Annotated in this window: 22 protein-coding genes; 8 read left to right on the top strand and 14 right to left on the bottom strand. The window is 59.2% G+C overall.

The annotated features are described in order from the left end of the window. Nucleotide 1: 1 nt before the first annotated feature. The 3 genes from JOE34_RS15520 to psrA all read right to left on the bottom strand — a co-directional run bounded on the left by JOE34_RS15520 (nt 2) and on the right by psrA (nt 2,586). The gene (locus JOE34_RS15520) at nt 2-742 is read right to left on the bottom strand and encodes an S-methyl-5'-thioinosine phosphorylase (protein ID WP_003391630.1); all 741 of its coding nucleotides are present in this window, start codon (nt 740-742) and stop codon (nt 2-4) included. A gap of 9 nt (nt 743-751) precedes the next feature. Continuing rightward, nucleotides 752-1,762, bottom strand: a complete 1,011-nt coding sequence (gene nagZ, locus JOE34_RS15515; RefSeq protein WP_024649380.1) for a beta-N-acetylhexosaminidase — start codon at nt 1,760-1,762, stop codon at nt 752-754. Nucleotides 1,763-1,869: 107 nt separating this feature from the next. Next, a complete protein-coding gene (gene psrA / locus JOE34_RS15510) occupies nt 1,870-2,586 on the bottom strand; it encodes a transcriptional regulator PsrA (RefSeq protein WP_003315795.1) in 717 nt (238 codons plus the stop codon). Between the two features lie 257 nt (nt 2,587-2,843). On the opposite strand from psrA, the gene lexA reads away from it, so the two are divergent. Both lexA and sulA read left to right on the top strand, forming a co-directional pair. After that, complete coding sequence (lexA, locus tag JOE34_RS15505) at nt 2,844-3,452, top strand: transcriptional repressor LexA (protein WP_003315796.1); 609 nt, start codon at nt 2,844-2,846, stop codon at nt 3,450-3,452. Nucleotides 3,453-3,461: 9 nt separating this feature from the next. Then, the gene (sulA, locus tag JOE34_RS15500; RefSeq protein WP_003315797.1) at nt 3,462-3,932 is read left to right on the top strand and encodes an SOS-induced cell division inhibitor SulA; all 471 of its coding nucleotides are present in this window, start codon (nt 3,462-3,464) and stop codon (nt 3,930-3,932) included. A gap of 14 nt (nt 3,933-3,946) precedes the next feature. On the opposite strand, the gene JOE34_RS15495 is transcribed toward sulA, so the two are convergent. The 7 genes from JOE34_RS15495 to JOE34_RS15465 all read right to left on the bottom strand — a co-directional run bounded on the left by JOE34_RS15495 (nt 3,947) and on the right by JOE34_RS15465 (nt 12,431). Then, a complete protein-coding gene (locus JOE34_RS15495) occupies nt 3,947-4,180 on the bottom strand; it encodes a hypothetical protein (protein WP_003315798.1) in 234 nt (77 codons plus the stop codon). Between the two features lie 64 nt (nt 4,181-4,244). Then, nucleotides 4,245-4,766, bottom strand: a complete 522-nt coding sequence (locus JOE34_RS15490) for a DUF6586 family protein (protein ID WP_003348039.1) — start codon at nt 4,764-4,766, stop codon at nt 4,245-4,247. Nucleotides 4,767-4,889: 123 nt separating this feature from the next. Further along, entirely contained in the window at nt 4,890-7,502 is a 2,613-nt protein-coding gene (gene topA / locus JOE34_RS15485) for a type I DNA topoisomerase (protein WP_161421686.1), read from the bottom strand. A 113-nt stretch (nt 7,503-7,615) separates the two neighbouring features. Further along, nucleotides 7,616-7,852 (bottom strand): DUF1653 domain-containing protein, encoded by a 237-nt coding sequence (locus JOE34_RS15480; RefSeq protein ID WP_003315802.1) that lies wholly within the window; start codon nt 7,850-7,852, stop codon nt 7,616-7,618. Nucleotides 7,853-7,954: 102 nt separating this feature from the next. Continuing rightward, nucleotides 7,955-9,130: an acetyl-CoA C-acyltransferase FadA gene (gene fadA / locus JOE34_RS15475; protein ID WP_003370497.1), complete on the bottom strand. Its 1,176-nt coding sequence runs from the start codon at nt 9,128-9,130 to the stop codon at nt 7,955-7,957. Between the two features lie 4 nt (nt 9,131-9,134). Continuing rightward, complete coding sequence (gene fadB / locus JOE34_RS15470; RefSeq protein WP_122220329.1) at nt 9,135-11,300, bottom strand: fatty acid oxidation complex subunit alpha FadB; 2,166 nt, start codon at nt 11,298-11,300, stop codon at nt 9,135-9,137. 693 nt (nt 11,301-11,993) lie between these two features. Continuing rightward, nucleotides 11,994-12,431 carry a hypothetical protein gene (locus tag JOE34_RS15465; protein ID WP_003391608.1) on the bottom strand — a complete coding sequence of 146 codons (438 nt, stop codon included), beginning with the start codon at nt 12,429-12,431 and terminating at the stop codon, nt 11,994-11,996. A 130-nt stretch (nt 12,432-12,561) separates the two neighbouring features. On the opposite strand from JOE34_RS15465, the gene JOE34_RS15460 reads away from it, so the two are divergent. Further along, on the top strand, nt 12,562-13,002 hold the full coding sequence (locus JOE34_RS15460; RefSeq protein ID WP_003391606.1) for a universal stress protein: 441 nt from the start codon (nt 12,562-12,564) through the stop codon (nt 13,000-13,002). A gap of 68 nt (nt 13,003-13,070) precedes the next feature. Here the strand turns inward: JOE34_RS15460 and JOE34_RS15455 are convergent, their stop codons facing one another. After that, entirely contained in the window at nt 13,071-14,981 is a 1,911-nt protein-coding gene (locus tag JOE34_RS15455) for an ATP-binding cassette domain-containing protein (RefSeq protein WP_003427133.1), read from the bottom strand. Between the two features lie 204 nt (nt 14,982-15,185). On the opposite strand from JOE34_RS15455, the gene JOE34_RS15450 reads away from it, so the two are divergent. Continuing rightward, nucleotides 15,186-17,114, top strand: coding sequence for a transglycosylase SLT domain-containing protein (locus JOE34_RS15450; RefSeq protein ID WP_010425139.1), 1,929 nt, complete (start codon nt 15,186-15,188; stop codon nt 17,112-17,114). A 57-nt stretch (nt 17,115-17,171) separates the two neighbouring features. Here the strand turns inward: JOE34_RS15450 and JOE34_RS15445 are convergent, their stop codons facing one another. Continuing rightward, the gene (locus JOE34_RS15445) at nt 17,172-17,981 is read right to left on the bottom strand and encodes an MOSC domain-containing protein (protein ID WP_032659203.1); all 810 of its coding nucleotides are present in this window, start codon (nt 17,979-17,981) and stop codon (nt 17,172-17,174) included. A gap of 102 nt (nt 17,982-18,083) precedes the next feature. Next, nucleotides 18,084-19,010 carry a chemotaxis protein CheV gene (locus JOE34_RS15440; RefSeq protein ID WP_003315817.1) on the bottom strand — a complete coding sequence of 309 codons (927 nt, stop codon included), beginning with the start codon at nt 19,008-19,010 and terminating at the stop codon, nt 18,084-18,086. 450 nt (nt 19,011-19,460) lie between these two features. Between JOE34_RS15440 and JOE34_RS15435 the strand changes: the two genes are divergently transcribed. Further along, the gene (locus JOE34_RS15435; protein ID WP_003391590.1) at nt 19,461-19,892 is read left to right on the top strand and encodes a hypothetical protein; all 432 of its coding nucleotides are present in this window, start codon (nt 19,461-19,463) and stop codon (nt 19,890-19,892) included. A gap of 166 nt (nt 19,893-20,058) precedes the next feature. Continuing rightward, on the top strand, nt 20,059-20,721 hold the full coding sequence (locus tag JOE34_RS15430; protein WP_003383639.1) for a response regulator transcription factor: 663 nt from the start codon (nt 20,059-20,061) through the stop codon (nt 20,719-20,721). Here JOE34_RS15430 and yegS read toward each other — a convergent pair. Continuing rightward, complete coding sequence (yegS, locus tag JOE34_RS15425; protein WP_003315820.1) at nt 20,705-21,622, bottom strand: lipid kinase YegS; 918 nt, start codon at nt 21,620-21,622, stop codon at nt 20,705-20,707. The genes JOE34_RS15430 and yegS overlap by 17 nt on opposite strands. A 523-nt stretch (nt 21,623-22,145) precedes the next feature. On the opposite strand from yegS, the gene JOE34_RS15420 reads away from it, so the two are divergent. Together JOE34_RS15420 and JOE34_RS15415 are read left to right on the top strand one after the other, a co-directional pair. Further along, complete coding sequence (locus JOE34_RS15420; RefSeq protein WP_003315821.1) at nt 22,146-23,582, top strand: undecaprenyl-phosphate glucose phosphotransferase; 1,437 nt, start codon at nt 22,146-22,148, stop codon at nt 23,580-23,582. Beyond that, on the top strand, nt 23,582-25,039 hold the full coding sequence (locus JOE34_RS15415; protein ID WP_032659208.1) for a mannose-1-phosphate guanylyltransferase/mannose-6-phosphate isomerase: 1,458 nt from the start codon (nt 23,582-23,584) through the stop codon (nt 25,037-25,039). The genes JOE34_RS15420 and JOE34_RS15415 overlap by 1 nt, the downstream gene beginning before the upstream one ends. Nucleotides 25,040-25,122 lie beyond the last annotated feature (83 nt).

Here is a 25,122-nt window from a genome sequence, read left to right as displayed (position 1 = left end):
CTCAGGACGCCGAAAGAACCCGGGCAAGCGTAGCCTTCACCTTGCCCATCCCCTCGCGCAGGGCCTGTTCGATTTCCGCCATGGTAATGACAGTCGTCGATTTGCCCGCTGCCGGATTGACCACCAGCGCCAGGCAGGCGTATTCAAGCTCCAGTTCACGCGCCAAGGCGGCTTCGGGCATGCCAGTCATGCCGACTATGTCGCAACCATCACGCTCCAGGCGAATGATTTCGGCAACAGTCTCCAGACGCGGTCCCTGGGTACAGGCATAGACGCCCCGATCGGAGAACGCGCATCCCTCTGCCGCCAACGCCGCAATCAGCCGAGCACGCAGCGGTTCGCTGTACGGATAGCTGAAGTCGATGTGCGTGACCTCTTCCAGATCATCGGCAAAGAAGGTGTGCTGACGACCGCTGGTGTAGTCGACCAGATCATGCGGCACACAGAAATGCCCGGTGCCCATGGCCGGATGAATGCCACCGACTGCGTTGACCGCAAGAATCGCTTCGGCACCTGCCTGCTTGAGTGCCCAGATATTGGCCCGGTAGTTAACCTGATGCGGCGGCAAGCGGTGCGGGTGGCCGTGGCGCGCCAGAAACATCACTTCACGACCGGCATAGTCGCCGATCTGGATTTCGCCGGACGGTGCGCCATAAGGGGTGTTCATCGGCAGGGATTGCCGAATATTCAGGCCCTCGAGCTGGGTCAGGCCAGTACCGCCAATAATCGCGTAAACAGTCATCGCAAATCCTTAATCGATCAGTTGAGCAGCGCGCAGAGCCTGGAGCGCGGCCTGCCAGCGCGGGTGTTGCCGATAGTCGGTGCTGGCCGACGCCTGACCGCGCATACGCGCGATACGTGGCGAAGGCTTGACCTTCAGGCGCTGTGCAGCGCCCAGCGCAAGCTCTGCGGCCGCCCGGTCGTTACACACCAGGCCCATGTCGCATCCGGCTGTCAGCGCTGCCTCGATACGGCTGGCCGCATCACCGACGACATGAGCCCCGGCCATCGACAGGTCATCGCTGAAAATAACACCGTCAAATTGCAGTTCGTCGCGCAGAATGTCCTGCAACCAGCGCCTTGAAAAGCCTGCGGGCTGCGAATCGACTTTCGGGTAAATGACATGCGCTGGCATCACTGCAGCCAGCTGCTGACTCAGACGAGCAAACGGCACCAGATCACTGGCGCGGATCTCTTCCAGGCTACGCTCGTCATTCGGGATAGCCACATGAGAATCGGCTTCAGCCCAGCCGTGGCCGGGAAAATGCTTGCCGGTGGCAGCCATGCCCGCAGCGTTCATCCCACGAATGAACGCCCCTGCCAGCAACGCCGCCCGCTGCGGATCGCCTTCGAACGAACGCGTGCCGACCACAGCGCTGCGCTGGTAGTCGAGGTCCAGTACCGGAGCGAAGCTCAGGTCCAGTCCGACCGCCAGCACTTCGGTCGCCATCAGCCAGCCACACTGCTCAGCCAGAAGCTCGGCGTCAGGCTTGTCGGCGATGGCGCGCATCGGCGGCAGGCGTACGAAGCCCTCACGCAGGCGCTGCACCCTCCCGCCCTCCTGATCGACGGCCAGCAGCAGGTCCGGGCGCACGGCACGAATCGCGGCGCTCAATTCACGAACCTGACGGGGATGCTCGATGTTTCGGGCAAAGATGATCAAACCGCCCACTTCGGGCTGACGCAAAAACTGACGGTCTTCGCTGGTCAGCCAGGTGCCGGCGACATCGACCATCAGGGAGCCTTGCAGGCCAGAACTCATAGAAAACCCTTACACAGCAGTGCTCGTTCACAATCCGGGCATGGTGCTTGATCCTGAAGCCCGACGCAATCCGACACGCCGGTACAGCGTGACTCAGGGCAGAAGCTTCAGGCCTTGGCGACCGCAGGCGCGCTGGTGCTGCTCTTGGTCCGCGGCCTGAGCTGGGCGGCGATCATCGCAGGGTCGCTGACCCCGGTGTCGGCGCGCATGCCGGCGGCCAGAAACGGCACCATCAGGCGCATGACCTGCTCGATGGAGGTATTGACGCCGAAATCGGTCTCGGCAATGGCGCGCAGGGCCTTGATACCGGACATGCTGAACGCCGCAGCGCCGAGCATGAAGTGCACGCGCCAGAACAGCTCGATGGGTGGAATGCGCGGCGCGGCTTCGTTGACCAGCGTCATGTAGCGACGGAACACCTTGCCGTACATGTCTTCGAGGTAGCGACGCAGGTGGCCCTGGCTCTGACTGAACGCAAGCCCCAGAAGGCGCATGAAGATCGACAGGTCGTTACCGCTGCGCGGCTGCACCACAAGCGCCTGCTCGACGAGAATCTCCAGCAGTTCCTCAAGGCTTGGCTTGTGTTCGGGTTTTGCCTGGCGACGTTCCAGCTCGCGATCGAGACTGATGCAGAACGGTCCCAGAAAACGCGAGAACACGGCCTGAATCAACGCCTTCTTCGAGCCGAAGTGATAATTCACTGCAGCCAGATTGACCGACGCCTTGCTGGTGATAAGACGCAATGACGTTTCGGCAAAGCCTTTCTCTGCAAACAACTGCTCTGCAGCATCAAGAATGCGTTCAACGGTTTCCGACTGGGCCATGGCTCTCTGCCTAACAAACGAACGTTTGAAACATACGTATCAAACGCCTCGGTTGTCAAGTCGGCGCGTTCACTTTGTGGCCGAACAGTCACGGTAATGGATGTTAAATGACAAAACTCAGGTATTGCCGAGGTTTTTGACGGGAGGCACTGCATGAGTAGGGCCACCGCTCGGCAGCGAAAATGAAATGGATGATTGCCAACGCGCCTTCACTGTATATAATCCCAGTCACTGTATAAAAAGCCAGAGCGCCCCTCATGATCAAACTGACGCCACGCCAGGCTGAAATCCTGGGTTTCATCAAACGCTGCCTGGAAGACAACGGGTTCCCGCCGACACGTGCGGAAATCGCTCAGGAGCTGGGCTTCAAATCGCCCAACGCGGCGGAAGAGCACTTGAAAGCCCTGGCGCGTAAAGGCGCCATCGAAATGACCCCAGGTGCTTCACGCGGTATTCGCATCCCCGGCTTCGAAGCGCGGCCGGATGACAGCAGCCTGCCAGTCATCGGCCGCGTTGCAGCAGGTGCACCGATCCTGGCCCAGCAACACATCGAAGAGTCCTGCAACATCAATCCTTCCTTCTTCCACCCCAGCGCCAACTACCTGTTGCGCGTTCACGGCATGAGCATGAAGGACGTCGGCATTCTGGATGGCGACCTGCTCGCCGTGCACACCACACGCGAGGCCCGCAACGGCCAGATCGTGGTTGCCCGGATTGGCGATGAAGTGACCGTCAAGCGTTTCAAGCGTGAAGGCAGCAAGGTCTGGCTGCTGGCGGAAAACCCTGATTTCGCACCCATCGAGGTCGATCTCAAGGATCAGGAACTGGTGATCGAAGGTTTGAGCGTCGGCGTCATTCGCCGCTAAGGAGACGTTATGCAGTTCCATCAAGCACCGCATTCGCAATTGCCGCTGTTCGAGGCGTTTCTGGCTCAGCCCATCGCCCCGCTGCTCACAGATGCAGTCGAAACGCCGTGGGGCGATGAACCAGAGCCCTTCAGTGAACTGTCATTGCGCGGCGCTGCCGGGAACTGCCTCAACCTTCTGGCCCCTATTCTTCGGGAACTGAGTGAGGAGCTGGATGCGCGCTGGCTGACACTGATCGCACCGCCATCCAGCCTGACGCAGACATGGCTGCGCGATGCCGGGCTGAACAGGGAGCGGATTCTTCTTCTGCAGCCACGCGGCACGCAAAGCGTACTGGAGTTGACTCGCGAAGCACTTCGACTGGGGCGTAGTCATACGGTGGTGAGCTGGATCAACCCGCTAGGCGCCATAGCGCGTCAGCAACTGATCAGTGCAGCAAAAATCGGGGAAGCACAGAGCCTGAACATCCGGCTGGGCTAAGGCCCAGTCGTCGATCAATGCAGAACGTGAGGCACATCATCCTTTTCGATTTCGCCTTCCGCCAAGCGGCCAGCCATCTGCACACCCACACTCAACATGGCTTTGGCGACTTCGACATGCTGACCCTGCATGAACGCTTTGGCATCCGCAGAGAAATCAAGCGTTACCAGAGAACCCTCGTCATCGGCACGACGCAGCTCGATACGTCCGTCAGGTAGTTCGACAATTTCCAGGAAAGAGGTAGGCATTGGTACAGTTACTCCGCGATAAGCCGGCATTGTAACAGCCTGCCAGCCCTTACTTCATTGGTTTTCAGCACTCGCTCAGGCCTTCACGAAAACGGATGGCCAACCCTTTAAGCTGTTGGCGCCAATTTTCGAGCTCTTCACGTGAGAGTTCAGACTCCGGCTCTGCGTCCAGGTTCACTGCCTGTATCATCGGCTGCGTGACATCACCCTTGAGCTTTTTCGGCGCTCGCGGTGGCTCATACAACGCGTTATAGGCTGCCAGCAGTTGCGCAAGCCATGTCTGGCGATTCTGGGCGAGCTCTACCAGCTCGGCCATTTCGGGAATGGCGATGGCGTTCAGCACCTCTTGCGTCAACAACTCTTCCGCACGTCGCGCACTGGCTTGCGGCAGACGGTAGTAACCTGCGATCTCATGACACAGGCCCAGCAGCGCACCATATAGATGAAACAGCGCGGACTCGCGTTCTGCCTGCAGCAACGCAGGAGAGTTCACCGCCTGCCCCTTCTCCGCCCTCCCCAACGCTTCGAGCGAGAGCCCTGCGAAATAGATTTTCTGGTTGGTACGGGTATAGAGCTCATGAGCCATGGCGACACTCTCCATAACGATAGGATAGAGAACAGCATAGCCTGCGGCACTTGGGCCGTCCGGCAAAACAGGCGGATGCCTATCGAAAACAGCGCCCGGCTCACTTGAGCCGGGCGCTTGCGATCAACGCTTGTCTTCAACCTTCCAGGCGCTGCCGTCATAGAACGCACGCCAGCCGGTAGGCTTGCCTTCTACTTCGGTCTGGACGTATTGCTCTTTGGTCTTGCGGCTGTAGCGGATCACTGCTGGACGACCGTCCGGATCCTTCTTCGGCGCTTCGCAAAGGAAGTGATACTTGGGATCGATTTCGTCCTTGTGCGGAGCGATTTCGATGACCAGCGGTGCGCGGGTTTCGCGATTCTTCGGGAACTGGCTGGCAGCCAGGAACAGACCCGAAGCACCATCACGCAGGATGTAGGTATCGTCAACCTTGTCGCACTTGAGCTCCGGCATTTTCACCGGGTCCATCTTCGGCGGCGCCGCGTCACCGCTTTTCAGCAGTTTGCGGGTATTCTTGCAGTCCGGGTTGGTGCAGCCGAAGAACTTGCCGAAACGGCCGGTCTTGAGCTGCATCTCGCTGCCACACTTGTCACACTCCAGGCTCGGACCTTCATAGCCTTTGATGCGATAAGTGCCTTCCTCGATCTCGTAACCGGTGCAATCGGGGTTGTTGCCGCAAATATGCAGCTTGTGCTTCTCGTCCAGCAGGTAGGCGTCCATCGCCGTGCTGCAGATCGGGCAACGATGCTTGCCGCGCAGAACACGCGACTCGGACTCACCCTCATCATCGTCGGCAATTTCGTCGCCGGGAGTCAGATTGACGGTCGCCTTGCAGCGTTCCTTGGGTGGCAGGCTGTAGCCGGAGCAACCCAGGAAAACGCCCGTCGAGGCCGTACGGATCTGCATTGGACGGCCGCACACTTTGCACGGGATATCGGTCATCACTGGCTGGTTGGCACGCATACCGCCATCAGCGGCCTCGGCCACCTCAAGCTTTTTACGGAAATCGCCGTAGAACTCGTCCAGCACGTTCTTCCAGTCGCGCTCACCCTGAGCCACGTCGTCGAGATTTTCTTCCATCCCGGCGGTAAAGCCATAGTCCATCAGGTTGGAAAAGCTTTCGGACAGACGTCCAGTGACAATGTCGCCCATCTTTTCCGAGTAGAAGCGGCGGTTATGCAACGCCACGTAGCCACGATCCTGGATGGTCGAGATGATCGCTGCGTAGGTCGACGGGCGACCGATGCCACGCTTTTCCATCTCCTTGACCAGGCTCGCTTCCGAGTAACGCGCAGGCGGCTTGGTGAAGTGCTGGCTTGGGTCGAGCTTGTTCAGTTTCAGGGTTTCGCCCTGGGCCATGTCCGGCAGAACATCGTCATCGCCCGGCTTGGCCATCTGCGGCAGCGCACGGGTGTAACCGTCGAACTTGAGGATTCGGCCCTTGGCGCGCAACTCGAAATCGCTCGCGGCGACCGTAACGGTGGTCGACAGGTATTGCGCAGGCAGCATCTGGCAGGCCACGAACTGACGCCAGATCAACTCGTAAAGACGCTCGGCGTCACGCTCCATCCCGGTCAGTTTGCTCGGGTGAGTGTTGACGTCGGAAGGACGAATCGCTTCGTGAGCTTCTTGCGCGCCTTCCTTGCTGCTGTAGACGTTGGGCGACTCCGGCAGGTACTTCTTGCCGAATTCGGTTTCGATGTAGTCACGCGCCATGCTGACGGCATCAGCCGACAGGTTGGTCGAGTCGGTACGCATGTAAGTGATGTAGCCCGCTTCGTACAAGCGCTGAGCCATCATCATGGTCTTCTTCACGCCGTAGCCCAGACGATTGCTCGCCGCCTGCTGCAGGGTCGAGGTGATGAATGGCGCCGACGGCTTGCTGCTGGTCGGCTTGTCTTCACGCTTGACGATGCTGTAGCTGGACGCCTTGAGCTTTTCAAGGGCGGCCATGGCCTGGCTTTCATTCAGCGGCTTGAACGCTTCGCCATTTTCACGCACCACTTCGAAACGCACATTTGCGCCCTTGGCAGTGCCCAGATCGGCGTGGATCTCCCAGTACTCCTCGGGGTTGAACGCACGGATTTCACGTTCGCGCTCGACTACCAGTTTTACTGCGACCGACTGCACACGTCCGGCAGACAAGCCACGGGCAACTTTCTGCCAGAGCAGCGGCGAGACCATGTAGCCGACGACGCGGTCGAGGAAGCGACGCGCCTGCTGGGCGTTGACCCGGGCAATATCCAGTTCGCCTGGCTTGGAAAACGCTTCCTGAATGGCTTTCTTGGTGATTTCGTTGAACACCACGCGCTTGTAGCGGCTGTCATCACCCCCGATGGCTTCGCGCAGGTGCCAGGCAATGGCTTCCCCTTCGCGGTCCAAGTCCGTCGCGAGATAGATGATGTCGGCATCCTTGGCGAGCTTGCGCAGCTCTTCAATGACCTTTTCCTTGCCGGGGAGGATCTCGTACTTGGCTTTCCAGCCGTGTTCCGGGTCGACTCCCATGCGCGAGACCAGCTGGCGTTGCGCCTTTTCTTTCGGCGTCAGTACCGGGCCTTCGCCCGCGGCAGCCTTGCCACGCTTGGCGGCAGGATCTTTGGCGGCACTCGCCGAACCGCTGGTGGGCAGGTCTCGGATATGGCCGATACTCGACTTCACCACGTACTGGTTGCCCAAATACTTGTTGATGGTCTTGGCCTTAGCCGGGGATTCCACGATGACCAGCGATTTGCCCATGGATCAGAAAATTCCTGAATACTAGATGAAAGACAGTGAGGAGCTTGTAAAGGCCACGCTATATATAGTGGCTACAAGGTGAGGTCAAGCACAGCCTGTTGTGCAATCGCCTCTCACGTTCGGGAAAACAGGCTGGGTTCAGCCTCAACCAGAGCAAAGCGCGGGACGTGCTCGCCGTCAACCTCGACCGACTCCAGAAACATGCTCAAGGGACGTACCCACATGCCGAAATCGCCGTACAAAGCCTGATAAAACACGACTTCCTCTTCGGTTTCGGAATGTTTTGCAACGCTGAAAACCCGGTAGTGCGGGCCCTTGTAATGGCGATAGAGCCCTGGTTGCAGCTGCATGTTGCGGTCCCCTTGTAACACGTCCAAAAAATTTGCCTGAAACCATTTTTTCAAAAAACAAAAGCCGGGGCACCAAGCCCCGGCTCGCATCACACTCGGGAATCAGACGCGTTCGAAAACGGTCGCGATGCCCTGACCCAGACCAATACACATGGTCGATACACCAAAGGTGCCGCCATTCTGCTTCATGACGTTGAGCAGAGTGCCGGAGATGCGTGCACCGGAACACCCGAAAGGATGCCCCAGAGCGATGGCGCCGCCGTGCAGGTTAACCTTCTCGTTCATCTTGTCGAGCACTTTCAAATCTTTCAACACCGGCAAGGCCTGTGCAGCGAAGGCTTCATTGAGCTCGAAGAAATCGATATCGGCGATACTCAGGCCCGCGCGCTTGAGCGCTTTCTGGGTGGCCGGAACCGGACCATAGCCCATGATTGCGGGGTCGACACCGGCCACCGCCATGGAACGGATCACCGCCATCGGCTGGATACCGAGGTCCTGGGCACGCTGGGCCGACATGACGATCATGCACGATGCACCGTCAGTGATCTGCGAGGACGTACCGGCAGTCACGGTGCCACCTTTTGGATTGAAGGCGGGCTTGAGTGCCGCCAGACTTTCCAGGGTGGTGTCCGGACGGATGGTTTCATCGTAGTCGAAGACCTTGAGGAAGCCGTTCTCGTCATAACCCTGCATCGGGATGATCTCGTCCTTGAACTTGCCTTCCAGCGTCGCCTTGTGCGCCAACTGGTGGGAGCGCAGGCCGAAAGCGTCCTGCTGCTCGCGGGTGATGCCATGCATTTTCCCGAGCATTTCGGCGGTCAGGCCCATCATGCCGGAGGCTTTGGCGGCGTGCAGGGACATGTGCGGGTTCGGGTCAACGCCGTGCATCATGCTGACATGGCCCATGTGCTCGACACCGCCGATGACGAACACATCACCGTTGTTGGTCATGATGGCCTGAGCAGCCGTGTGCAGCGCGCTCATGGACGAACCACAAAGACGGCTTACCGTCTGGGCGGCCGAGGTGTGCGGGATCTGGGTCAGCAATGACGCCATGCGTGCGATGTTCCAGCCCTGCTCCAGGGTCTGGTTGACGCAGCCCCAGATCACGTCCTCGACTTCAGCCGGGTCGACCTTGTTGTTGCGCTCGAGCAATTTGCTGATCAGGTGCGCGGACATATCTTCAGCGCGGGTGTTGCGGTGCATGCCGCCCTTGGAGCGGCCCATCGGGGTGCGACCGAAGTCGACAATCACGACGTCTCTTGGATTAAGGCTCATTGGTTCATTCCTCGGAAGACGCTTGACCGAAGAAGCTCTGGCCTTTGGCGGCCATCTCACGCAGCTTCGTGGTCGGTTGATACAGGGCACCCAGTTCGGCGTATTGGTCAGCCAGGGCAACGAATTCGGCAACACCGATGGAATCGATGTAGCGCAGCGCGCCGCCACGGAACGGAGGGAAACCGATACCGTAGATCAGGCCCATGTCAGCCTCGGCAGCGGTTTCGACAATGCCGTCTTCCAGGCAGCGGACCGTTTCCAGGCACAGCGGGATCATCATCCAGTTGACGATGTCTTCATCGCTGACTTCGCGCTGCTCGTAGACAATCGGCTTGAGCACGTCCAGCACTGCCGGGTCATTGACCTTCTTGGGCTTGCCCTTCTTGTCGGTCTCGTACGCGTAGAAACCCTTGCCGTTCTTCTGTCCGAGGCGCTTGGCGTCGTACAGAGCATCGATCGCAGAACGGCGATCGTCTTTCATACGATCAGGGAAACCTTCGGCCATGACATCACGACCGTGGTGGCCGGTGTCGATACCGACCACGTCCATCAGGTAGGCAGGGCCCATCGGCCAGCCGAATTTCTCCATGACCTTGTCGATGCGCACAAAATCCACGCCCGCACTGACCAGCCTGGCGAAACCACCGAAGTACGGGAACAACACGCGGTTGACCAGAAAGCCCGGGCAGTCGTTGACCACGATCGGGTTCTTGCCCATTTTCTTGGCGTAGGCAACGGTCGTGGCGACCGCTTCTTCACTGGATTTCTCGCCACGGATCACTTCCACCAGCGGCATCATGTGCACAGGGTTGAAGAAGTGCATGCCGACGAAGTTTTCCGGGCGCTTGAGGGCCTGGGCCAGCAGGCTGATCGAGATGGTCGAGGTGTTGGACGCCAGAATGGTGTTTTCACCCACGTTGGCTTCGACTTCGGCCAGTACCGCCTGCTTGACCTTGGGGTTCTCGACGACTGCTTCCACGACCAGATCGACATTGCCGAAATCGCCGTAGGACAGCGTAGGACGAATGGCGTTAAGCGCTTCGGCCATCTTCGCCGCGGTCAGACGACCTTTCTCCAGGCGACCGCCAAGCAGTTTGGACGCTTCGTTCAGACCCAGCTGAATGGCTTCTTCACGGATATCCTTCATCAGGATCGGCGTGCCTTTGACTGCCGACTGATAGGCGATACCGCCGCCCATGATCCCGGCACCCAGTACGGCCGCCTGCTTCACGTCCTTGGCAATCTTGTCGTAGCCCTTGGCTTTCTTTTTCAGTTCCTGATCGTTCAGGAACAGGCCGATCAGACTCTGCGCGGCTGCAGTCTTGGCCATTTTCACGAAACCGGCGGCTTCGATCTCCAGTGCCTTGTCACGACCGAAGTTGGCGGCTTTCTGAATGGTCTTGATGGCTTCGACCGGGGCCGGATAGTTCGGGCCGGCCTGACCTGCGACAAAACCTTTGGCGGTTTCGAATGCCATCATCTGTTCGATGGCATTGAGCTTGAGCTTGTCCAGCTTCGGCTGACGCTTGGCCTTGTAATCGAACTCGCCGGAAATGGCGCGCTGGATCAAATCAAGGGCGGCGGCCTGCAGCTTGTCGGGCGCTACTACCGCGTCCACGGCACCCACCTTGAGAGCGTCTTCCGCGGCGTTTTCCTTGCCCGAGGCAATCCACTCGATCGCGTTGTCGGCACCGATGATGCGTGGCAGACGCACGGTGCCGCCGAAACCCGGGTACAGGCCCAGCTTGACCTCGGGCAGACCGACGCGAGCGCTGCTGGCGATGACTCGATAGTCTGCGGCCAGGCACATTTCCAGACCGCCGCCCAACGCGATACCGTTGATTGCCACGACAGTCGGCACGTTCAGGTCTTCGAAATCACTGAAAATTCTGTTCGCTTCCAGATTGCCGGCGACCAGCTCAGCTTCCGGCAACTTGAAGTTGTCGACGAATTCGGTGATATCGGCGCCGACAATGAATGAATCTTTGCCACTGGTGACAATCACGCCCTTGATCGATGCGTCGACCTTGACCGCATCGACTGCCTGGCGGAACTCATTGAGGGTGAGACGGTTGAACTTGTTGACGGACTCACCCTTGAGGTCGAAATTCAATTCGACGATGCCACTTTCAAGAGCCTTAACCGTGATGGCTTTACCTTCGTAAATCATCAACTGATCTCCACAATATGGAAGCTGAACAATACCCGCCGGACCTCAATGTCCGACGGGGCTACGACGTCGCCGTCGATGAACACGCCAAATCACACGCTTACCGCCGCGACGTGGTAGTCGGGATTCTGTCAGAGCTCTCTGACGACCAAACGCTCATTTCATACGCCCGTTTGATTTGGGTACGCACACCATCAGGCATAACCACACGATTGTCAATTCGACAAAACACCTGAAAATCCACGTTTTAACAGGAGCATGCGCAGGCTTCATAATGCCCACGAAGACCTACGATCCTCCATCATTCGCAGTAATGATAGTGGCCATTCGAATGCCCTGCAGGTGCCGCATGGGGCACGCGGTAATACGCCGCCACACTAGGCCTGGCGGGCTTCTGCATGACGATAGCCATGCCGCGTGACATTCGATAGGCGCAGCGAACAATTAGCCACGAACGCACCGTATGAGGGCACGCGCAAAAAATATTCGCAGGAATCGCGACAAAAAGAAGCAAAAGGTCTAGAGTCGCAGCACTGCGCCACAAGAGGCTCGCAATGCAGCTGATTTGCGGGTGCGCAACAGCGAAAGCCGACATGGCGGCGAAAGCCTGTCGGCACGCGACGAATTATCGGCCTGCCTGGCCAACCCCGGCCCGATGTTGTTATCGGGCTTTTTAATGCCTGCGATTCAGGGTCAGGCCAGGGCCTTGAGCAGCGCATCAATACGCTGTAACACTTCTGCCTCGCCCCGCTCCGCCCAGTACACCGCAACCAGCTGCCCGTCAGCCTCGACCTTGTAGGCATCCACGGGCAATGTTTGCAGGTAAGGCAGCAGCTTCGCGTCTTCGCAAGGCTCGCGCCAGCGGTTGCGCCACACGCCCGGCTCGCTTTGCCAGTACACCCAGGCATCTGCATGCGAGCCCAGGCGCGGGCGATGGTACTGCGCGCAAGGGCTGGGCGGCTCCTTGCTCAGCCAGTGCGGCCACTCCTGCGGGGTCAGTTGCATGCCCATGCCCAGGCGCCGCGCCTGCATGCGCAACGCCATCCTGCCGCTCTGCTGGCGCGAGGGACGCAGCCACACCAGTGGGCTCAACATCACACCAATGATTGACAGGACTATCCAGACCGTCATATTTCTTGCCCCCAGCCGATTTCAGGCTCTTTACAACATTCTAGAAAACAATGACTTGCACATGGGTCTGCCCAGATGCGAACGAAAGAGCCATACTCCCATCATTGCAATTCTCCCGGAGGACACCCTCATGCCATACAAACACATTCTGGTTGCCATCGACCTCACCGATGAGTGTGACCCGGTCATACGTCGCGCCAGCGGGCTGGCCAAGGCCAGCGGGGCAAAACTGTCGGTCGTGCACATCGTCGAACCGATCGCCATGGCGTTCGGCGGCGACGTGCCGATGGACCTTTCACAGTTGCAACAGCAACAGATCGATCAGGCCAGGCAGAAGCTAGCAAAGCTGGAGGACAAGTATCCGGAACTGGAGAACAGCAAAAGCCACATGGTGTTCGGCCAGCCCCGCCAGGAGATCCACAAGCTGGCCAAGAGTGAAGAATGCGACCTGATCGTTGTCGGCAGCCATGGCCGTCACGGCCTGGCCCTGCTGCTCGGCTCGACCGCCAACGACGTCCTGCACGGCGCACCCTGCGATGTGCTGGCAGTAAGCCTCAAGAAACCCGAGTAAGCTGACCCGCCACAGAGAAAAGCCCGGTTAACCCGGGCTTTTTTGCATGTCAGGAACGCGCCGGACTATCACTCGTCCAGCTCGGCCCAACGCTCCAGCAGCTTGTCCAGCTCGGCCTGCAGGTTTTCCAGCTGCGCCAGCACGGCTGCAGTCTGCTCCGCCGAGCGCTGATAGAAGCCCGGCTCGGCCATTTCCGCGTTCAGCGCGGCCATCTTGCCTTCGACTTCATCGATCTGCGCAGGCAACGCCTCCAGTTCGCGCTGAAGCTTGTAGCTGAGCTTCTTCTTCGCCACCGGCATGTCCTGAGCGGCGACGGGCGCGGCCTGCACCACAGCGCTGGCCAGCTCGGCCTTGCCCGACTTGGTGTCGGCGACGCCCAGCAGACGCGGCGAACCGCCCTGACGCAGCCAGTCCTGATAACCCCCCACGTACTCACGAACCTTGCCCTCGCCTTCGAACACCAGAGTACTGGTGACGACGTTGTCGAGGAATGCCCGGTCGTGACTGACCATTAGCACGGTGCCTTTGAAGGTCAGCAGAACCTCTTCGAGCAGCTCCAGGGTTTCGACGTCCAGGTCGTTGGTCGGTTCGTCGAGCACCAGCAGGTTGGCTGGCTTGCTGAACAGCTTGGCCAGCAACAGACGGGCTCGTTCACCACCGGACAGCGCCTTGACCGGCGTGCGGGCACGCTGCGGGCTGAACAGGAAGTCGCCGAGGTAGCTCAGCACATGACGGCTCTGGCCGTCGATGTCGATGAAATCACGTCCCTCGGCAACGTTGTCGATTACGGTCTTTTCCAGATCGAGCTGGTGACGCAACTGGTCGAAATAGGCCACGTCCAGACGCGTACCGACTTCAACCTTGCCGGCAGTCGGCTGAAGGTTGTCGAGCATCAGCTTGAGCAGCGTGGTCTTGCCGGTACCGTTGGCACCGAGCAGACCGATACGGTCCTCGCGCTGCAGGACCATGGAAAAGTCCTTGATCAGGGTCGGCCCGCCCGGATGAGCGAAGCTGACGTTCTCAAGGATCATGACCTGCTTGCCGGATTTCTCGGCAGTATCCAGCTGAATGTTGGCCTTGCCGGTGCGTTCACGACGCTCGCTGCGCTCTACACGCAGCTCCTTGAGCGCACGCACGCGACCTTCGTTACGGGTACGACGCGCCTTGATGCCCTGGCGGATCCAGACTTCTTCCTGAGCCAGACGCTTATCGAACAGTGCGTTGGCGGTCTCTTCAGCAGCCAGCGCGGCTTCCTTGTGGACCAGGAAACTGGCGTAGTCGCCATCCCAGTCGATCAGGCCGCCACGGTCCAGCTCAAGGATGCGGGTCGCAAGGTTTTGCAGGAATGCCCGGTCGTGCGTGATGAACAGCACTGCACCCTGGAAATCCTTGAGGGCTTCTTCAAGCCAGGCGATGGCGCCGATATCCAGGTGGTTGGTCGGCTCGTCGAGCAACAGCAGGTCTGGCTCGGACACCAGCGCCTGGGCCAGCAGAACACGGCGACGCCAGCCACCGGACAATTCGGCCAGGGTCTTGTCGGCCGGCAGCTGCAAGCGGCTGAGCGTGCTGTCGACCAACTGCTGCAAGCGCCAGCCATCACGGGCTTCAAGGTCCTGCTGAACATGCATCAGCTTGTTCAGGTCTTCCTCGGTGACGCAGTTCTGCGCCAGGTGGTGGTACTCGGCCAGCAAGGCACCGACGCCATCCAGACCTTCGGCAACCACGTCGAACACCGTCCGTCCGTCGGCTACCGGCAATTCCTGGGGCAATTCGCCGATCTTGAGGCCGGGGGCGCGCCAGACAGCCCCGTCATCAGGCTTCTGAACGCCTTTTACCAGCTTCAACATGCTGGATTTGCCTGTGCCGTTACGGCCGATGATGCACACCCGCTCGCCACGGGCGATCTGCCAGGACACCTTGTCCAATAACGGCATGGCGCCGAAAGCAAGGGACACATCGCTGAATTTGAGCAGGGTCATGAGCTTCTCCAAAAACCGGGCGCGCATTCTACCTGAGATAGCAGGCAGATGTCGGCATTCGTGGCACCGCCGCGCGCCTCGACAAGACTTTATGACCGCCAATTATTTCCATATGAGACAAGCTCGTCGGCAATGCTTTCACCAAGAGCTGGCAAAAGGCTAAGCTAGCAATACTTTTCACCGACTCATCTGCTCGGAAGTCTCATGCGCAGTCGTTTGTTCAGCTTTTTATCGTGCCTGCTCCTCTCCGCCACCGCCGTCCAGACTGCTCATGCGGTAGACCTCAACCAACAACGCAAGTATTACGACGAAGCCAAACGCGCACTGGCCAAGGGCGATTCCGGCCCCTACCAGATGTACGCCACGGCCCTGGCCGACTATCCGCTGGAGCCTTACCTCGAATACGACGAACTGACGGCGCGCCTGAAAACGGCAAGCAATCCCGAAATCGAGAAGTTTCTTGCCGAGCACGGCGACCTGCCGCAAGCCAACTGGATGAAGCTGCGCTGGTTGCGCTGGCTGGCCGAGCGTGGCGACTGGCAAACCTTCGTCAAGTATTACGACCCGAAGATGAAATTCGTCGAGCTGGACTGCCTGTACGGGCAGTATCAGTTGAACAGCAACAAGCGCGCCGAAGGTTTCGCCAGTGCCGAAAAGCTCTGGATGACCGGCAAGACATTACCTGCTGCCTGTGACGGTTTCTTTGCCCAGTGGGCGGCGGCCGGCCAGTTGACCGAACAGAAGCGCTGGCAGCGCGCCAAGCTGGCGGCGCAGACGCGCAATTACAGTCTGGCCAGCACGCTGGTGGACAGCCTCAACTCGCTGGCACCGCAAGGACGCCTGCTGCTGGCTGTCGCGCAGAAACCCGAGATGGTCAACAACCCGTCGCAATTTACCCCGGTAGACGAAGCGATGTCCGACGTGGTCGGTCTCGGCCTGCGCCGACTCGCCAAGCAGGACCCGCAGAAAGCCCTGTCGATGCTCGATGGCTACGCCGCGACCATGCATTTCTCCCGCGAAGAGCAGGTCGAGATTGCCAAGGAAATCGGCCTGACCCTGGCACGTCGTTATGACGACCGCGCGCTGGAGGTCATGACCAAATACGACCCTGAATTGCGTGACGACACCGTGACCGAATGGCGCCTGCGACTGCTGCTGCGTCTGGGTCGCTGGGAAGACGCCTATGAGCTCGCGCGCCGACTGCCCAAGGATCTGGCAGCGACCAATCGCTGGCGTTACTGGGAAGCCCGCTCTCTGGAACTGGCGCAACCCAACAGCCCGCTGATTGCCGCGCTGTACAAGGACGTCGCCAAGGAGCGTGACTTCTACGGTTTTCTGGCTGCCGACCGCACCCAGAGCCCGTACCAGCTCAACAACAAGCCCCTGGTGCTGAGCCAGGCGCTGATCAACAAGGTACGCAACACGCCCGGCGTGCGTCGCGCACTGGAGTTTCACGATCGCGGCGAGATCGTCAACGGTCGGCGCGAGTGGTATCACGTGAGCCGCCTGTTCAATCGTGACGAGATGGTTGCCCAGGCCAAGCTGGCCTACGACATGCAATGGTATTTCCCGGCAATCCGTACCATCAGCCAGGCGCAATACTGGGACGATCTGGATATTCGCTTCCCGATGGCACACCGCGACACGCTGGTACGCGAAGCCAAGGTGCGTGGCCTACATTCGAGCTGGGTGTTCGCCATCACACGCCAGGAAAGCGCCTTCATGGACGATGCTCGCTCGGGCGTCGGTGCCAGCGGGCTGATGCAACTGATGCCTGCCACTGCCAAGGAGACCGCGCGCAAGTACAGCATCCCGCTGGCCTCGCCTCAGCAGGTGCTGGACCCGGACACCAATATCCAGCTGGGCGCCGCCTACCTGAGCTCGGTGCATGCGCAGTTCAACGGTAATCGGGTGCTCGCCTCAGCGGCCTACAACGCCGGCCCGGGCCGTGTGCGCCAATGGCTTAAAGGTGCCAACCATCTGGCCTTCGATGTCTGGGTAGAGAGCATTCCGTTCGATGAAACCCGTCAGTACGTGCAAAACGTATTGTCGTACTCGGTGATCTACGGCCAGAAGCTCAACTCGCCTCAGCCTCTGGTGGACTGGCACGAGCGGTTCTTCGACGACCAGTGACCGGTCGGCAGGAGTGCTGCGCTCAGCACTCCTGCCGGACAACGGCAGTCCCCGCCCCTACTCCAGCACTTCGACGGACATGCCCACTTCAAGCTCCCCCAACCCCTCGTTGGCCACGTTCTGGCCGAACAGCACGTTGCCTTCCACTTCCCGATAAGTCTTGAGCGTGGCGAACGGTTCGCGATCTGTACTGCGCTCGCCGGTTGCCGGGTCGACAGTGGTCAGGATGCAGCGTGCGCAAGGCGTGAGCAGCTGGAACTCGATGTCGCCGATGCGGATGCGTTTCCAGCCATCCTCGGCAAAGGCCTCGGCCCCTTCGATCACCAGATTGGGTCTGAAGCGCAGCATTTCCATCGGCCTGCCCATGCGCGCTGAGAGGTCATCGAGCGATCCCTGACCGATTAGCAACAGTGGAAAACCATCGGCAAAGCTCACCCGATCGTTGACCGTCTGATAGCCGCCAGGGATCCAGCGTGCACGCTCCGCCGGCAGATAGACCATACGCGTGGGCTTGCCGATAAACCGGCTGACCCATTCGGCCGCCTCATCGCCCGCATCCGGCACCTGCAGCGAGTCACGCCAGACGGTGACGCCACGCAGATTCAGGTCGATATTCAGCGGAACCGCGACGTCCTGGGGTTCGAAGCCAGGTGCCGAAAGCGTCACGCCGCCACTGGCGTTCCACAATACCGACAGTTGGGACATGTGCGGCAGCGCACGCTGAGTGAAGAACCGGCCATTGCTGGCGTCGACCAGCATCCAGCGTCGATCACCCGCCAACCCCAACGCATCGAACGATGCGCGCTGCATCGACTCGGCCTTGCAGGATTTGAGCGGGAAACGATAGAGCGAGCTGAGACGTAACATGGGCGCCGATTCCTTTGAGGGCTGGATAAGCTTTGATGCAGACAGCAAAGCTTATCCGAAGCCGGAGCCGACGGCACTCGCGGTGAAGAATCGCGCGCGGCGTCAGACAATCATCAAAAGACGTTCGCGCACGACCTCGACCAGCTTGTCGGGTTGGAACTTGGAGAGGAAGTTGTCACAGCCGACCTTCTTGACCATTGATTCGTTGAAGCTGCCGGACAATGAGGTATGCAGGACGATGTACAGACCACGCAGACGTGCATCGTTACGAATCTCGGTGGTCAGACGGTAGCCGTCCATTTCCGGCATTTCCGCATCGGTGAACACCATCAGCAGCTTCTCATGCACGTTCTCACCTGCATCCGCCCAGGCTTTGAGCATGTTCAGCGCCTTGAGACCATCGCTGGCGACGTGCAGCTTGAGGCCCAACTGAGACAGCGTGTCGCGCAACTGCGCCAGCGCAACCTTGGAGTCGTCGACCAGCAACACTTCGCGGCCACGGGCGTTTTCCAGCACCGGGTCTTCGAGCTTCTCGCGGGACACCTTGGCGTTGTAAGGGACGATCTCGGCGAGTACTTTTTCAACGTCGATGATCTCTACGAGTTGATCATCGACCTTGCTGATGGCAGTCAGGTAATGCTGACGACCGGCGCTGACCGGCGGCGGCATGATTGCATCCCAGTTCATGTTGACGATGCGGTCGACACCACCAACCAGAAAGGCCTGAACCGATCGATTGTATTCGGTGACGATGATCGTGCTGCCCGGACCCGGCACCAGCGGGCGCATGCCGATGGCCTGGGAAAGGTCGATGACCGGAAGGGTCTGGCCGCGCAGGTTGACCACGCCACACACAAACGAATGACGTTGCGGCATGAGGGTCAGTTTGGGTAGTTGCAATACTTCCTGGACCTTGAACACGTTGATCGCAAACAACTGCCGACCGGCAAGGCGAAACATGAGGATTTCCAGGCGATTCTCGCCCACCAGTTGTGTGCGCTGATCTACTGTGTCGAGAATGCCTGCCATTATTAGCTCCTGAAGCGATGGTCACATTGATTCTGTTGAGCCTGTATCGGCTGAAATCAGCCGGACCTTAATGGCGATGAACGGCCATTCTCAAGCATTGATGTCATTTTACCATCATGCTTTACTGATGTCGCTTTCAAGACACGCAAATGCAGCTCCAAACCAGCACCGAAAATGCCTCGGTGCCTCTCTGCGACCAAAACCAAATCAAATATCTGCAAAAAGTCAATCAGGGATAACCTGATATGATCGACATCTAATTGCCACTATTGTGACGGCATTCTCACTACATGAATGGCGTTTGATTTGTGTCCGCGTCCCAATCTTTGCAATCGATCGGCGCTGGCAACATTCAGAAACGCCCTACATACTTTTGTTTGAAATCGACATTAACTGTCAGCCATTCGCCGCGGGCGGAAGTTCGCTATCCATGATCAGTGGAGACACAGGATGCTGAGCCACAACGATTGGCAGCACAAGCACGACCAGTTCCTGAGCCTGTCTCAGGCACTTCTGCACAAGTCGGAAGAATGTCTTTCGCATCTGGAGCTGATCCCCAACGATGAGGACGCTACCGGCTGCCTGTTGACCACCCTGCGCAAGCTCGCGCAGGAGGCAGAAGCCGTTCCAGTGCCGTGCATTGCCGATTTTTCCCGTCAGCTGTGCCAACTGTTGAAAACCGGCGGCCAGGCCAACGAGCTTTCTCAGGAAGCCCTGCTCGCCGTCAAGAACTGCCTGACACTGATGTACTGGCAAGTCGAGCTTCTCGATCCGCATACCGGCGAGCTGACGATGGACGACAACGAACAGCTTGAACTGCTGGAAAAACTGGCCAGCGTCTCCGCGCAATCGGCTTCGCCGAAAGATGTAACCCGCCAATAACACTCGATCACATCCGGCCGTTGAGAGTCACATCGCGATGTCATTGAGGCAGCGTTGTCACGTCAGCATTTTCCGTTCATTGTCTTTATTGCAGCTAACATCCTATTCAAGTATGACCCGAGGCTGCACACACGTTTGAGCGGTCTCATTTGCACAAGAAATCACAATGACCTGCAATCTGTTATTGGTCGACGACCACTCCCTTATCAGAGCCGGCGTGCGAGCGCTGGTTGCAGACATGCCTGGATACACCATCCTGGGCGAAACGGCTGACGGCTCGCAACTGGCGAGTCTTGCGCAGCGCCTCAAGCCCGACATCATCCTGCTCGACATCTGCATGAAAAGCATCGACGGCCTGGTTGCACTTGAGCACCTGCTGAAGGTGCAACCGCACTGCAAGGTGTTGATCCTGTCGGCGCAGAATGATCCGGACATGATCATGCGTACGCTAGACATCGGCGCGCAGGGTTATCTGCTCAAGGACACTACGGCTGCGGAACTCGAACAGGCATTGGAGGCGCTACGTGGCAACGAGCGCTATCTGAGCCCGGCCATTGCTCAGATGGTCATCGAGTGCGCACTGCGCGGTACACCCTCGGACCGGGCCCAGGCGGCGAAAGAGCGCTTTCGACTGACCGCTCGGCAACTTGAAATCCTGCGCCTGATCGTGCGCGGCAAGTCCACACGCGAGATCGCCGATGGCCTGGGGCTGAGTGTCAAGACCATCGAGACTCACCGCGCCCAGGTCATGAAACGCCTGCAGATATTCGACGTGGCCGGGTTGGTGCTGTTTTGCGTTCGCGAACGGATTATCAGTCTGGACGACTGAGCTTCGGTGCACCGCCCAGTACCGGAGAGTCCGCTGGCAGGTGGACGTGAAGCGCGCCCGGCCGGGCCTCGAAACGCAGGTCCTCGCCCGACAGCGGCTCACCGTCCAGATTGATATCCAAACCTTGGGCGGACTTGAGCTCTACCCAAGGCAAACGCGCGCGAATGAACATATTGTCGATACCCAGCCCGCCCTCCAGAAGGCTCCTCAGCGTGCCGACCACTTCCTGAGGCGCTGGCAGGATGCTGATGTCGAGAAGACCATCGTCGGCCATCGCGGTCGGGCACAGCTCGTGTCCACCGCCCGCCTGCCGACCATTGCCGATACCCAGTGCAAGCAAGTCTCCGCGCCAATGAAAATCCGGCCCGGTGAGCTCACCATGCGCCGCATGCAGCTCGCTGAATCGGGTCAGGCCCGTAAACAGGTAGGCAGCACCACCCAGCACCTTCTTCAGGTCCTCGGACGTGTTCGCCGTGACCTGGCTGCCAAACCCGCCGGTCGCCATATTGAGGAACAGCTTGCCGCCCACCTCACCCAGATCGACCGCACGCGGAGCCACGTCCATGAGTTGCAGGGCTTTGGAGACCTCGAGAGGCACGCCGGCCGCACGGGCAAAATCGTTCGCAGTCCCCAACGGCAGAATAGTCAGGCTGGCCTTGGTTTCGGCCAGTGCCAGAGCTTCGGCGATATCGCGCAAGGTGCCGTCGCCACCACCTGCGACAATGTGCCGATGACCGGCGGCCAAGGCTTCGTCGACCAGGCGCTGGGCATCGCCGGCTTCCCAGGTCAGTCGCACGTCCAGTTCCCAACCCTGCTTACGCTTGTCTGCCACTGCGTCACGCACGTCTTCATTGAGTGCCTGTTTACCGTGAAGAATGAGCATTGCCCTGCGTTGTGTCATGACACCTCCTCTGCCGAACCCTACGAATTGAAACCTGCGAGCGACGCTCTTTTCTGTTATCGGCGCCCGCTTACATTTCGCACGACGCATGACTGTGACCCCGGGCGGTCGGAAAAAGCCCATCCGATGCGGAAATTTTTTTCACCCTGGCAACCGCTCGTTTTGCCCCGCAGGCACTGGCGAGAGCCACTTAACGGGCGGTCCGGATCAACGCCTGCGTCATGAATGAAGCACTTTTGTACTGTCGCTATTCGTTTCATGAGCTTTACTGACAGCATTACCCTCAACTGAGGGAAATTTCCTTCACAAATGATTGAAAAGGCTTAAATAAAATCCGGTCAGGGACGACATACATAAAGTGCTATTCACAAAAGACGATCTGGATTCCTCATCAGCACGATGTGTAACTGGCTACGCTTGGACACAGTCCACGCATAAACACCTCCAGGGTGTTGCAGGCAGACAGTAGAAAGCTGTCCTGAATCAGCAGAATTCAGGCGCATACAGGGAGTAGGGGATTTCTATGAGGTTGCAGCCCGTCGACAGTCTTTCGCTGACCCGCACCAGCCTGGTCGAATACTTTCTTTTCGGCATCCGCCTGGCGCATGGCATCGCCTGCATACTGCCGGGCCTGGTGATCATGTTATTGATCAAGGACGGCGGCACGGACGCTCATCAGAGCTACCTGACCATGCTGCTGTTTTTCGGCTGTGTAGGGGTGCTGGTATTTCAAGCCATGGGCGTCTATTCCGAAGCGCTGTTCAGCAACGATCTGCGCATGGGCGCGATGGCGCTGGCCTGGACCGCCGCTTTCGGACTATTGCTGTTCATGCAGCAGGCAATGGGCCTGTTCGGCTACCTGCCACCCGAAGAACTGCTGATCTGGTACCTGACCAGCCTTGCACTGTTCGGCATCATTCGCCTGCTGTTACTGACGCTGTTCAAACATCAGATGCGCAAGGGCGTCTTCCTGCAGCACGCGGTGATTCTGGGCGCGACGGAGAACGGCCAGCGTCTGGCCGAATACCTGCTTGAACATCAGGACATTCGTTCAGGCGTGACCGGTTTTATCGACGACCGTATCGGCCGCATGCCCAAGACCGTGGCCAACCTGCCGCTGCTGGGCAATACCAGCGATCTGGAACGGCTGATCCGCGAAGAGAAAGTGACTCAGGTGCTGGTCGCCCTGCCCTGGACCGCAGAAAACCGCATGGACTACATCATCCGCGAATTGCGCAGGCTACCGGTCAACGTGTTGCTGGTGCCGGACATGATTGCCTTCCGACACACCCACAACCGAATCACTGAAGTCGCCCGGCTGCCGATGTTCAATGCCTCGGATCTGCCGCTCAGTGGCTGGTCGCCGTTCATCAAACGTGCTGAAGACATCGTGCTGTCATCGCTGGCATTGCTGGCGCTGTCACCCTTGATGCTGCTGGTCGCACTGGCGATCAAACTCGATTCCCCAGGCCCGGTGTTTTTCCGTCAGAAGCGCTACGGCTACAACAATCGCTTGATCGAAGTATTCAAGTTCCGCTCCATGCATCAGCACCAGGCCGATGCAACCGCCGAACGGCAAACCACCCGCGGCGACGCCAGAATCACCCGGGTAGGACGCTTCATTCGCAAGACCAGCCTTGATGAACTGCCACAATTGTTCAACGTGGTGGCGGGCAGCATGTCGATGGTCGGGCCGCGCCCGCACGCCACGGCGACCAAGGCTGCGGGGATTCTGTTCGAGCAGGCGGTCAAGGAATACACCTCGCGGCATCGCGTCAAACCAGGCATTACCGGACTGGCGCAGATCAACGGCTATCGGGGCGAAACCGACACTGTTGAAAAAATCGAAAAACGCGTCGAGTTCGACCTTGAGTACATAGAAAACTGGTCCGTCTGGTTCGACCTCTACATCCTTATGCGCACTGTGCCTGCAGTGCTATTCACCCGTGAGGCTTACTGATGAGCACTCTCATTCCCTGCATTATTGCCGGCGGCTCCGGCACTCGCCTGTGGCCGGTTTCGCGTGAAGCCATGCCCAAACCGTTCATGCGCCTGCCAGACGGTCAGAGCCTGCTGCAGAAGACTTTTCTGCGTGCGGTGGGTCTGCCGGGCGTCGAGCGTCTGCTGACGGTGACCAACCGGGAAGTGTATTTCCGTACGGTGGACGACTACCGCCAGTTGAACAAAGGCAATGCGCGCCTGGATTTCATCCTCGAACCCTTCGGCCGCAATACGGCAGCTGCGGTTGCCGCTGCGGCGCTGCACGTCAGTCAGTTGTATGGCGACGAGGCGCAACTGCTGGTTTTGCCTGCCGACCACCTGATCACCGACGTGGGGGAATTCTCCAGAGCGGTGGGCGCTGCACAGAAGCTGGCTGCAGAGGGCTGGCTGGTGACATTCGGCATTCTGCCGACCGCACCGGAAACCGGTTTTGGCTACATTGAGAAAGGCCCGGCACTCAATGCGGACGCCTGTCAGGTCGCCCGCTTTGTCGAAAAGCCCGATGCGATCACCGCCCAGGGCTATCTGGACAGCGGTCAGCATTTCTGGAATGCCGGCATGTTTTGCATGCGCGCCGACGCCGTGCTGCGCGAGTTGCGCACGCATGCGCCGGACGTCCTGAGCGCCGTCAGCGCGTGCCTGGAATCGAGCCCGCGCAAGGAAGGCAATCGTGAGCTGCAAGTCGAGCTGGACGGTGAATCGTTTGCCCTGACACCGGACATTTCCATCGACTACGCGCTGATGGAACGCTCCGAAAAAGTCGCCGTGGTGCCCTGCCAGCTTGGCTGGAGTGATATCGGCTCGTGGCAGGCAGTGCGTGAGCTGTCTCCGGTCGATGCTCAAGGCAACTACTGCAATGGCGAAGCCGTGCTGCACGACGTCAGCAACTGCTACATCGACTCCCCAAAGCGTCTGGTGGGCGCTATCGGCCTCGACAATCTGATCATCGTCGACACCCCCGACGCCTTGCTGATCGCCGACGGTCGCCGCAGCCAAGAGGTCAAGATCATCGCTCAGGAGCTCAAGCGCCAAGGCCATGATGCCTACCGCCTGCACCGCACGGTCACACGCCCATGGGGCACCTACACCGTCCTCGAAGAGGGCAAGCGCTTCAAGATCAAGCGCATCGTGGTTCGCCCGCAGGCGTCGCTGTCGTTGCAGATGCACCATCACCGCAGCGAACACTGGATCGTGGTCAGCGGCATGGCCACCGTCACCAACGGCGAGCGCGAGTTCATGCTCGATACCAACGAGTCGACCTTTATCAAGCCGGGCCACACACACCGTCTGGTCAACCCCGGCGTCATCGATCTGGTGATGATCGAGGTGCAGAGCGGCGAGTACCTGGGCGAAGACGACATCGTGCGTTTTACCGACATTTATGGACGTGTACCCGACAAGGCCGTGAAGAGCTGATCGGCGCAGCAACAAGCGTCGCTTGATTCAAGCGCCACGCAATCGACTGCACACGGAACAGGCATGACCCGCCTACATGAATT

It is taken from the genome of Pseudomonas sp. PvP028 (assembly GCF_017832255.1).
Classification (GTDB): domain Bacteria; phylum Pseudomonadota; class Gammaproteobacteria; order Pseudomonadales; family Pseudomonadaceae; genus Aquipseudomonas; species Aquipseudomonas syringae.
Note: the sequence above shows the minus strand (reverse complement) of the source record. Positions and strands in the feature narration are given on the sequence as shown.

Bases quoted from the DNA above. Each gene is read 5' to 3' on its own strand.
- JOE34_RS15520 (WP_003391630.1), bottom strand. From the start codon at position 742: ATGACTGTTTACGCGATTATTGGCGGTACTGGCCTGACCCAGCTCGAG.
- nagZ (WP_024649380.1), bottom strand. From the start codon at position 1,762: ATGAGTTCTGGCCTGCAAGGCTCCCTGATGGTCGATGTCGCCGGCACC.
- psrA (WP_003315795.1), bottom strand. From the start codon at position 2,586: ATGGCCCAGTCGGAAACCGTTGAACGCATTCTTGATGCTGCAGAGCAG.
- lexA (WP_003315796.1), top strand. From the start codon at position 2,844: ATGATCAAACTGACGCCACGCCAGGCTGAAATCCTGGGTTTCATCAAA.
- sulA (WP_003315797.1), top strand. From the start codon at position 3,462: ATGCAGTTCCATCAAGCACCGCATTCGCAATTGCCGCTGTTCGAGGCG.
- JOE34_RS15495 (WP_003315798.1), bottom strand. From the start codon at position 4,180: ATGCCTACCTCTTTCCTGGAAATTGTCGAACTACCTGACGGACGTATC.
- JOE34_RS15490 (WP_003348039.1), bottom strand. From the start codon at position 4,766: ATGGCTCATGAGCTCTATACCCGTACCAACCAGAAAATCTATTTCGCA.
- topA (WP_161421686.1), bottom strand. From the start codon at position 7,502: ATGGGCAAATCGCTGGTCATCGTGGAATCCCCGGCTAAGGCCAAGACC.
- JOE34_RS15480 (WP_003315802.1), bottom strand. From the start codon at position 7,852: ATGCAGCTGCAACCAGGGCTCTATCGCCATTACAAGGGCCCGCACTAC.
- fadA (WP_003370497.1), bottom strand. From the start codon at position 9,130: ATGAGCCTTAATCCAAGAGACGTCGTGATTGTCGACTTCGGTCGCACC.
- fadB (WP_122220329.1), bottom strand. From the start codon at position 11,300: ATGATTTACGAAGGTAAAGCCATCACGGTTAAGGCTCTTGAAAGTGGC.
- JOE34_RS15465 (WP_003391608.1), bottom strand. From the start codon at position 12,431: ATGACGGTCTGGATAGTCCTGTCAATCATTGGTGTGATGTTGAGCCCA.
- JOE34_RS15460 (WP_003391606.1), top strand. From the start codon at position 12,562: ATGCCATACAAACACATTCTGGTTGCCATCGACCTCACCGATGAGTGT.
- JOE34_RS15455 (WP_003427133.1), bottom strand. From the start codon at position 14,981: ATGACCCTGCTCAAATTCAGCGATGTGTCCCTTGCTTTCGGCGCCATG.
- JOE34_RS15450 (WP_010425139.1), top strand. From the start codon at position 15,186: ATGCGCAGTCGTTTGTTCAGCTTTTTATCGTGCCTGCTCCTCTCCGCC.
- JOE34_RS15445 (WP_032659203.1), bottom strand. From the start codon at position 17,981: ATGTTACGTCTCAGCTCGCTCTATCGTTTCCCGCTCAAATCCTGCAAG.
- JOE34_RS15440 (WP_003315817.1), bottom strand. From the start codon at position 19,010: ATGGCAGGCATTCTCGACACAGTAGATCAGCGCACACAACTGGTGGGC.
- JOE34_RS15435 (WP_003391590.1), top strand. From the start codon at position 19,461: ATGCTGAGCCACAACGATTGGCAGCACAAGCACGACCAGTTCCTGAGC.
- JOE34_RS15430 (WP_003383639.1), top strand. From the start codon at position 20,059: ATGACCTGCAATCTGTTATTGGTCGACGACCACTCCCTTATCAGAGCC.
- yegS (WP_003315820.1), bottom strand. From the start codon at position 21,622: ATGACACAACGCAGGGCAATGCTCATTCTTCACGGTAAACAGGCACTC.
- JOE34_RS15420 (WP_003315821.1), top strand. From the start codon at position 22,146: ATGAGGTTGCAGCCCGTCGACAGTCTTTCGCTGACCCGCACCAGCCTG.
- JOE34_RS15415 (WP_032659208.1), top strand. From the start codon at position 23,582: ATGAGCACTCTCATTCCCTGCATTATTGCCGGCGGCTCCGGCACTCGC.